Consider the following 6,067-nt stretch of genomic DNA (forward strand, 5'->3'; position numbering starts at 1 on the left):
GGCGATCAGGCGCGGCGCTGCGGCAGGATCGCGTCGAGGAACGACGTGGCGCGGAATTCCAGCTCGGCCACGTAGTCATCCACGCGCCGGCGGAAGTAGCGCCAGAAGATCAGCGCCGGGATTGCCACGATCAGGCCGAAGGCGGTGTTGTACAGCGCCACCGAGATGCCGTGCGCCAGCTGTTCAGGGCTGGCGCCGGTGCCGCCCTGGCTGCCGAAGATCTCGATCATGCCGATCACCGTGCCCAGCAGGCCCATCAGCGGCGCCACCGAGGCGATCGTGCCGAGCGCGTTCAGGTAGCGCTCGAGCTCATGCGCGACCACGCGGCCGGCTTCCTCCACCACGTCCTTGGCGGCATCGCGCGAGGTGTGCGGCTGCAGCACCACGTGGCGCAGCCCGGCGGCCAGCACCCGGCCCAGCGGCGAGTTCTGCTCAAGCGTGTTGACCACTTCCGGCGTGGCGCGGCGCTGCTGCGCGGCCGCCAGCGCCTCTTCATAGAGCCTGGCGGGCAGGACCCTGCTGCGCTTGAGGGTAAGAAAACGTTCGACGATCAGCGCCAGCGCGATGACCGAGGCGAGCAACAGCGGCCAGATCGGCCAGCCGGCCGCTTGAATGATGGAAAACAATTGGACCCCCGGGATCGACAACCGAATAACAAAACCCCAAACCACCTGGACGGCATGCCTTGATGCGCGTCTGGCCGCTGGCGGCGCGCGCTCCGGCATTGCTCTGAAAAATCAGGCGCCACTCTAACCTGCGCCCTGTCGCACGGCAAGACGGCACCCGGCGCTGTCTCGGCCACGCATCGCTCGTGCCGGTCCATTTCCACAGCAAAGCGGGACAGTGTTGTGGATCGATTGTGGAAAGCCGCCTGACAAGCGTGCTAACACATTGATCCATAAGGGCAAAGATGTTCCTGCCTAAATTTTGTGCAAATGCCCGCCGCAAGCCCTGCGGCGCATGGTGCACGCAGCCAGGCACCGCTCTCCACAACCTGAGGAGGCGCGTCGGTGTGCTGGCGCACCTTGCGGTGCGGCTTTCCACACAGCGCCGGGACAGGATTGTGGAGCGCTTGTGGAAAGCTGCCTGAGATGTCATCTAAGTCGTTGATTTATAAGGTGGCACCATGGGTTGCTTAAAAAACGGGCAAACGGGTGTATCAGTGCCGCGCGCGGTCGATGTGGCGGCAGGCAGGACAAAAACCGGATTTTTCCACATTCCGCAGGGAGAGCACTGTGGACGGCCTGTGGACAAATCCGGGAGAAGCCGGTTAACCCATTGATTTTTATAGCCTCCCAGAGTCCTGCTCAGAAATTGTGCAAATGCAGCATGGACGCTGCGCCGCGGACGGCCGGCAACGCTGCGGTACGCCACGCGCCGGGTTGGTCGCTTTCCATGGGACCGCAAGCGGGGTTGGGGCCACTTGTGCTGGAAAAGTGGGGTTTACGGCCCGTTTTATCCAGAGAAGCTGTGGATAACTTTGTGAACAAGCCTGCCGGGCACTTTGTAAGTGATTGATGCAAAAGAGAATTGGTTATATTGCCTAATTTTTGTTTTACGCGTAAAGCTCATAAGAATCAAAGGGTTGCACGAACCCATGCGCCTTTCGGGGGAGGCCGCCTGCATCAGCGCTACCCCCTTGACATAGAGGTTATGCTGTGGACATGTCCCATTCACGCCGCTTGCCACCAGTGCGCCATGCCAGACTTGCCGAATTTTTCGCGTGACCCTTCCTCCACCGCGCCGCGCGGCGGCCGCGATGTCATCCCTGTCGGTGAGCTGAACCACACAATCGCCAGGCTGCTTGAACGCAGTTTTCCGCTGGCCTGGGTGCGCGGCGAGATTTCCAATTTCACGCGCGCCGCCAGCGGGCACTGGTATTTCTCGCTCAAGGATGCACGCGCGCAGATCCGCTGCGTGATGTTCCGCGGGCGCAACCAGCATGTCGACTTCCAGCCGCGCGAGGGCGAAGCGGTGGAGGTGCGCGCCGTGGTCACCATGTATGAGGCGCGCGGCGAGGTGCAGTTGGGCGTGGAGGCAATGCGCCGGGCCGGGCTGGGCAACCTGTACGAAGCCTTCCTGCGCCTGAAGGAAAAGCTGGCGCAGGCGGGGCTGTTCGCGCCGGAGCGCAAGCGCCCGGTGCCGGCGCATCCGCGCACCATCGGCGTGGTCACCTCGCTGCAGGCGGCGGCGTTGCGCGATGTGCTGACCACCTTGCGCCGGCGCGCGCCGCATGTGCCGGTGCTGGTCTATCCGGTACCGGTGCAGGGCGCGGGGGCGGCGCAGAAGATCGCCGACATGCTCGATGCGGCCAGCGCGCGGCGCGAGTGCGACGTGCTGATCCTGTGCCGCGGCGGGGGCAGCATCGAAGACCTGTGGTCGTTCAACGAAGAGGTGGTGGCGCAGGCGATTGCGCGCTGCGCGCTGCCGGTCATCTCCGGAGTGGGCCACGAAACCGACTTCACCATCGCCGACTTTGTCGCCGATGTGCGTGCGCCCACGCCGACCGGCGCGGCCGAGCTGGTCAGCCCGGATCGCGCGCACCTGCTGGCACAGGCGATGCGTGCGCGCGACGCGCTCACGCAGTGCATGCGGCGCGGGCTGGACCTGCGCGCGCAGCACCTGGACTGGCTGGCGCGGCGAGTGCGCAGCCCGCAGGCGCAGCTGCAGGAGCGGCGCGCGCGCGTCGACAATCTGGCGCGACACTTGCGCTCGGCATTGCGCGACACGGTGGTGTCGCAGCGCCACCGCCAGCAATTGCTGGCGATGCGCTGGAGCGCGTGCCGTCCCGATGCCAGCGCCGCCCATGCCGACGTGGTCCGCCTGTGGCAACGCCTGCAGGCCGCCGCCGTGCGCCAGCACGAGCGCGCCGGCCAGCGCTTGGCGCGCAGCGCCGGCGCGCTTGAGTTGCTGGCGCCGCAGCGTACGCTGGAACGCGGCTATGCGGTGCTGCTGGACCAGCGCGGACGCGCGCTGCGCTCGCCCGCCGAGATCCGCGCGGGCAGCGTGGTCGAAGCGCACCTGGCCGAGGGCGTGGCCGACCTGGCGATTGCCGGCGTGCAGGCCAAGCTGCCGGATTTCTGAGCCCCTGCGCGGCCCGGGAACGCCTCCCATTCGCGATGCCGCGGCGGGCGCGAAACGCTCAGGCAAGCCGGGCGGAAATCCCCCCGGAAACCCCTGCCAGGACAAACTAACATCGGAGCAGGGGGCTTTGTCCCGCGGTTTGCGCGGGTCTTGCAAGTCCCCTACAATCGCCAATTCCGGACCCACAACCCCAACCCACAGAGACAGAACAATGGAACACAAGCTCCCCCCGCTCCCGTACGCGCATGATGCCCTGGCTCCGCATATCTCCAAGGAGACGCTGGAGTTCCATCATGACAAGCACCACCAGACCTACGTCACCAACCTGAACAACCTCATCAAGGGCACCGAGTTCGAGAACTCGACCCTGGAAGAGATCGTCAAGAAGTCGTCGGGCGGTATCTTCAACAACGCTGCCCAGGTGTGGAACCACACCTTCTACTGGGATTCGATGAAGCCCAACGGCGGCGGCCAGCCGACCGGCGCGCTGGCTGATGCCATCAACGCCAAGTGGGGCTCGTTCGACAAGTTCAAGGAAGAGTTCACCAAGACCGCCGTGGGCACCTTCGGTTCGGGCTGGGCCTGGCTGGTCAAGAAGGCCGACGGCTCGCTGGACCTGGTCTCGACCTCCAACGCCGCCACCCCGCTGACCACCGACGCCAAGGCGCTGCTGACCTGCGACGTGTGGGAACACGCCTACTACATCGACTACCGCAATGCCCGCCCGAAGTACGTCGAGGCATTCTGGAATGTCGTGAACTGGGACTTCGCCGGCAAGAATTTCGCTGGCTGATCCGCTGTAGCGTGACAATTTTGTTTGGAAAGCGGCGCAATAGTTTGGAAAAACCAAGCTGGCTGTCGCGCTAAAGTCGAGAAAGTGCAATCAGAGCAGGGCCCTCCATAAGCAGAGGGCCTTGTTTTTTTGGGGTATCCGAATTTCGCAAGTGATGCCCCATCGCATGCTTGCAATGCAAGAGTCGCGCAGTTGAAAGCGCGGCTGCACCGCGGGGTCGATCATCCGAGTTCGATCTAACAGGCTGCTGAAGTACTCCCCGCACAAACGGTATGCTTTCCGCCTGTGCAGGTAAGCACTGCTTGATTTCACAATCCGGAAGCTACGCGCCCCTGAATCGAGTTTTTCGGCTGTTGGGCGCCCATTTCCGGCCTTCTTTGCCCGCTTACTGCAACTGCGGACGGATTTGTCCCAGCGAACGCATGCGCACGAGGTTGTAGGCGGCCATGCTCAGCACGAACATCTGGTCGACTCGCTTCAGTCCGCGCACCATCACCTGGCGCATGCGCCCAACCGTCTTGACCCAGCCGAAGCCTTGCTCGATCAGCTTGCGCTTTTGCTGCGAGATGGCATATCCCTCGCTGCGGGCAATGGCATCAGGAACCGCCGAGCGCCGACCCGAGATGTTTTGCGCCACATACGGCGTCACCTTCATCTCCAGGCAGGCCTCAATAAACTCCTGCGCGTCGTAGCCCTTGTCTGCGCCCACTGTGATTTCGGTGTCCGGATTGTCCGCCACCTGCCGGGCATCGTTGAGCATGACTTTGGCAGCCTCGCGCTCGGCGAGTCCATCGGCGGTGCTCACCAGGGCGCAGACCACCAGGCCGTGGCGGTTGTCGCTCAGGGTATGGCCCATGTAGCGCAGCTCACTGCCAGTCTTGCCTTTGCGATAGAGCTTCGCATCGGGATCGCTCGTGGACTCATGCGTCTCGTTGCTGCGCTTGTGCCCCCTGAAGTCGCCACTATCGTCGTCGCCGTCGCTGCCATCCTTGCGAACAAAGCTCTTGTGGCCTGCCCACGCCTGAATCAGCGTGCGTGCCGTCCACGCTGAAGTGCTCGCCCGACAGCCAGTTCCTCTTCTGTGCAAGGGCCAGCACCTCGTTGAAGAATTCAATCACCGCATCGTGCTGGATCAGGCGTGCCCGGTTCTTGGTGAAGACCGTGGGCACCCAGACTGCGTCGTCCATCGACAACCCGATGAACCAGCGAAACAGCAGGTTGTACTGCGTCTGCTCCATCAGTTGGCGCTCGGACCGAATGAACCGCCCCGGATTTTGAGGAGGCTCCAATCGTTGAGAGAATGGAGCCATGAGGAAGCCAGTGAAGTTTTCCCCCGAGGTCCGCGAGCGCGCCGTGCGCATGGTGTTCGAGCATCGTGGCGAGCACGAATCGCAGTGGGCTGCCGTGGTGTCGATCGCAGCAAAGATCGGCAGTACTCCGCAGACCTTGTTGAATTGGGTTCGCCAGCATGAGCGTGACAGCGGCCAGCGCGCGGGCACAACCACAGCAGAAGCCCAACGCATCAAGGATTTGGAGCGCGAGGTTCGCGAACTGCGCAAGGCCAACGAGATCCTGAAGCTGGCCAGTGCGTTTTTCGCCCAGGCGGAGCTCGACCGCCGATTCAAGTCTTGAGGGACTTCATCGACGAGTACCGAGGCACCCTCGGGGTCGAGCCGATCTGCAGGGTGCTGCAGATCGCCCCGTCGGGCTATCGCCGCTACGCGGCCAGCAAGCGCGATCCGGCATTGTTGAGCGCACGGGCGAAGCGTGATGCGGCGCTGGTGCCCCACATCGAACGCGTTTGGCAAGCCAACATGCAGGTCTACGGCGCCGACAAGGTCTGGCGTCAGCTCCAGCGCGAGGAAGTCCCGGTGGCCCGCTGCACCGTGGAGCGCCTGATGCGCCGCCATGGCCTGCGAGGCGTGGTGCGTGGCAAAGTAGTGCGCACCACGGTCAGCGATGCCAAGGCGCTGTGTCCACTGGACCTCGTCAACAGGCAGTTCAGCGCGCAGCGGCCGAATCAACTCTGGGTCTCGGACTTTACGTATGTTTCGACCTGGCAGGGCTGGTTGTACGTAGCCTTCGTGATTGACGTGTTCGCCCGGCGCATCGTGGGCTGGCGGGTGAGCAGTTCGATGCGAACGGACTTCGTGCTCGATGCCCTGGAGCAGGCCCTGTACGCCAGGCAGC

Annotated in this window: 3 protein-coding genes, 2 pseudogenes and 1 other annotated feature; of the genes and pseudogenes, 3 read left to right on the top strand and 2 right to left on the bottom strand. The window is 63.8% G+C overall.

Annotation, left to right across the window (positions count from 1 at the left end; all coding sequences use genetic code 11):
* Nucleotides 1-5 precede the first annotated feature (5 nt).
* Entirely contained in the window at nt 6-626 is a 621-nt protein-coding gene (locus C265_RS23020; protein WP_010812258.1) for a MotA/TolQ/ExbB proton channel family protein, read from the bottom strand.
* Between the two features lie 1,072 nt (nt 627-1,698).
* Here C265_RS23020 and xseA point away from each other — a divergent pair.
* On the top strand, nt 1,699-3,084 hold the full coding sequence (xseA, locus tag C265_RS23025; protein WP_010812259.1) for an exodeoxyribonuclease VII large subunit: 1,386 nt from the start codon (nt 1,699-1,701) through the stop codon (nt 3,082-3,084).
* A gap of 211 nt (nt 3,085-3,295) precedes the next feature.
* Nucleotides 3,296-3,877, top strand: coding sequence for a superoxide dismutase [Fe] (gene sodB / locus C265_RS23030; RefSeq protein WP_010812260.1), 582 nt, complete (start codon nt 3,296-3,298; stop codon nt 3,875-3,877).
* Between the two features lie 385 nt (nt 3,878-4,262).
* Here the strand turns inward: sodB and C265_RS23035 are convergent.
* A pseudogene (locus C265_RS23035) lies at nt 4,263-5,136 on the bottom strand (IS5 family transposase); the annotation flags it as partial.
* Nucleotides 5,137-5,185: 49 nt separating this feature from the next.
* Between C265_RS23035 and C265_RS31790 the strand changes: the two are divergent.
* A pseudogene (locus C265_RS31790) lies at nt 5,186-6,067 on the top strand (IS3 family transposase); the annotation flags it as partial.
* Nucleotides 5,464-5,580 (top strand) — a sequence feature (AL1L pseudoknot). (Overlaps the previous pseudogene by 117 nt.)

Origin of the sequence: Cupriavidus sp. GA3-3, from assembly GCF_000389805.1 — a bacterium.
Taxonomy (GTDB): domain Bacteria; phylum Pseudomonadota; class Gammaproteobacteria; order Burkholderiales; family Burkholderiaceae; genus Cupriavidus; species Cupriavidus necator_D.